The following is a 3,250-nucleotide window of genomic DNA, read 5'->3' on the forward strand; positions in this document are numbered from 1 at the left end:
ATGCAAGATATGAAATTTCCCGATGCGCCCTACGGTATGAAAATGGCGTGTGGTGAGAACCCGAAACGGGTTTATGGTAAACGGGGTGGCCCGGCGACTCGCATGGGTAACGTAAAAGGTTATCGCCAAGCCTGGTCAGACACCCAAGCCTATATGCGGGATTGGGAAAAATATGAAGCCGACTACGCGGCGGGGAAAAATCCGAAACCACCGAAGCGAGATTTGGACAAAGAAACCATGGCCGGTGTATTACAGGGTGACATCTTGGTACACATGCATTGTTACCGCGCCGATGAAATGGTGGTCATGATGGATATGATGAAAGAATTTAACTATAAGATCGCATCCTTCCACCATGCTGTTGAAGCGTACAAAATCGCCGATAAACTGGCAGAAAATAACGTCTGTGCCTCCTTATGGGCAGATTGGTGGGGCTTTAAGCTAGAGGCCTACGACGGCATTCGTGAGAATATTCCCATGGTACATCAAGCCAAGGCCTGCACCATTGTCCATTCAGACGATCCCTTGGGTATCCAACGATTAAATCAGGAAGCGGCAAAAGCCTGGTCTGACGGTAAACGGGCGGGTATTGATATTGCTATGGCCGACGCATGGCAATGGTTAAGCGCAAATCCTGCTAAATCACTGGGGATCTTTGACCAAACAGGATCGTTAGAAACCGGTAAAAACGCCGATTTGGTGCTGTGGAGCGGAAACCCTTTCTCGACCTATACGAAAGCAGAACGGGTGTACATAGACGGCGGTGAGGCATTCTCATTGGACAACAAAGACAACTGGCCATTGAGCGATTTTGAAGTTGGCCAGCTGGGCGAGGGAGACGCAAAATGAAGCATATTTTATCATTAGCCATCGCAGCCGCGTTGAGTACATCGGCGTTAGCCGAAAATATCGCCATTGTGGGCGGCACGATCATAACTCAGACCGAGCAGGGCACCATTGAATCAGGAACGGTGCTGATCCGGGACGGAAAAATAGAAAGGGTTAGCGACCAAGATGACGTACCCGCAGGTTACACACGTATAGACGCCAGTGGCAAGGTGGTGACACCGGGCTTTATTGGTACATTAACTTCGTTAGGGTTAGTGGAAGTGTCCAGTTGGGCCGGTGAAGTGGACTCCTCAGTGGGAGAGCCGAACATTAGCCATACAGGCGCCGCGCTGGATGTTTCCTATGCGATAAACCCCGATTCTACGTTGATTGATGTCACCCGAATTGAAGGTTTCACCACAGCCGGTACCACGGTTCAGCGTACGGATTTACTTTTTCGTGGTCAGGGGGCGGTGATTAGCCTTGATGATGACGCCGATATCATTAAAAACAGTGCGTTTATGGTGGTAAACATGAACGGCAGCGCAGCGGATGCTCATGGCGGTTCGCGCTCAGCACTTTGGATCTTGTTGGAGTCTGTGCTCAATGAAGCCGATAGTTTGTCCTCTGTACCTTCCCTTACCACAACGTGGGAAGGCATAAACACTCGGGCAGACCTACGGGCATTGCAAAACGTGGTTAGCGGCGAACTACCGCTGTTTATGGAAGCCGACCGGGTGGCAGATATCCGTCAGGTGATAGCTTTTAAACAACGTCACCCTGATATCAGATTGGTGTTGCTACATGGTGTGGAAGCTTGGCGTGTTGCCGATGAATTAGCCGCTGCAGAGATACCCGTGATCCTTGATCCCCAGTTAAATTTGCCGAAAAACTTTGAGCAAATTGGAGCCACGCTACATAATGCTGGGCGTTTAGAAGCAGCGGGCGTGAAGGTCGCAATTGGTATTGAAACCCACAATATTCGTCTTGCCACACAGCATGCGGGCAATGCGGTGGCAAACGGCTTGTCCTATGAAGGTGGTATTGCCAGTTTAACCTCGGTACCGGCCTATATTCTTGGCGTGGATGATAAAGTGGGAACGTTAGCGCCGGGATTACACGCGGATGTGGTTATCTGGAGTGGCGATCCCTTGGAGGTCACCGAAGCACCAGAGCAGGTGTTGATTGACGGTGAGGTCATTGAGATGACATCCCGACAAACCCAACTGCGTGATCGCTATCTTAAAGTACAAGAAGATCCTAAAGCAGAGAAATCCCATTACGTGAAACCCTAGCGTAGGAAGATAAACACAAGCCCGTCAGTGATTAATTCATTTCACTGGCGGGCTTTTTTATGGGAGGGTTATTTTACGATCAAAGGGGTAAGTTGCTCGTACATGTAACGGGCTATTTTAGGCTGTGCGATGGCGTTAGGGTGAATGCCATCTCGTTGCATCAGGGTTTTATCAAGGGCAATATCGGCAAGAAAAAACGGGATCAACACCACCTTGTTCTCAGCTGCCACCGTATCGAAGGTATCAGCAAACATTTGGGTATAGCGTTTACCGTAATTTGATGGGATCTCCATATCCTGAATAAAGACAGTAATACCGCCATCCTGGGCCAGTTTAACCATAGTATTTAAGTTCTTTTGGGTTTTAGAGACTAAATGCCCTTGTAAACCGTCATTTCCCCCTAATTCTATAAGTAGGTGTGTAGGGTGATGTTGTTCCAGCAAGCGGGGCAGGCGAGCTAGGCCACCATCGGTGGTTTCTCCGCTTATCGCAGCATTTATCACTTCAATCGGAACTGACTCATCGTTCCAGATATTTTGTAACACACTAACCCAACTTTCTGCTTGCGTAAGACCATAGCCAGCGCTTAGGCTGTCACCAAGGACTAACAATTTGAATTGGGGCGAACTTTGTGCGTCCCGCGAAGCAGCATAAAGATGATCTGAAAACAGGATCAGCGATAAAAATACTATGGCCAGTGCGCACATTCCACGGCGATATCGTTGCAACAAACACACGACAGTGACTACTCCTTATGATAAGAACCCAAAACGTAACAAAAACAGTATCTACGAGTGAAGGTGAATTACAGATCCTTCAGCCTATTTCTTTTGAAGTCAAGGCGGGTGAGTCTGTTGCCATCGTTGGTGCGTCCGGCTCCGGTAAATCCACTCTGTTAGGGCTACTCGCAGGCCTTGATGAAGTCTCTTCCGGTGAAATATACCTTACCGGCGACGCATTACATACCATGAACGAAGAAGCACGGGCCCGGTTACGTGGTGAAAAAGTCGGTTTTATCTTTCAAAGTTTTATGTTGGTACAAAGTTTAACGGCCATTGAAAATGTGATGTTGCCTGCGGAAATCGCCGGTTTTAAAGATGCCAAAGCGCGGGCAAAAGCAATTTTAG

3 protein-coding genes and 1 pseudogene are annotated in these 3,250 nt (G+C 48.6%); 3 read left to right on the forward strand and 1 reads right to left on the reverse strand.

The annotated features are described in order from the left end of the window. Both V5298_RS18940 and V5298_RS18945 read left to right on the forward strand, forming a co-directional pair. Window positions 1-849: amidohydrolase family protein (locus V5298_RS18940; protein WP_332932995.1), on the forward strand; the 849-nt coding region annotated here is incomplete at its 5' end. Then, window positions 846-2,123, forward strand: a complete 1,278-nt coding sequence (locus tag V5298_RS18945; protein ID WP_332932996.1) for an amidohydrolase family protein — start codon at window positions 846-848, stop codon at window positions 2,121-2,123. The genes V5298_RS18940 and V5298_RS18945, both read left to right, overlap by 4 nt. Before the next feature lie 68 nt (window positions 2,124-2,191). On the opposite strand, the gene V5298_RS18950 is transcribed toward V5298_RS18945, so the two are convergent. Next, window positions 2,192-2,830, reverse strand: coding sequence for an arylesterase (locus V5298_RS18950; protein ID WP_332933000.1), 639 nt, complete (start codon window positions 2,828-2,830; stop codon window positions 2,192-2,194). Between the two features lie 104 nt (window positions 2,831-2,934). Between V5298_RS18950 and V5298_RS18955 the strand changes: the two are divergent. Then, window positions 2,935-3,250 (forward strand): annotated as a pseudogene (locus V5298_RS18955) (ATP-binding cassette domain-containing protein); the annotation flags it as partial.

It is taken from the genome of Alteromonas sp. 14N.309.X.WAT.G.H12 (assembly GCF_036697315.1).
Lineage (GTDB): Bacteria > Pseudomonadota > Gammaproteobacteria > Enterobacterales > Alteromonadaceae > Alteromonas.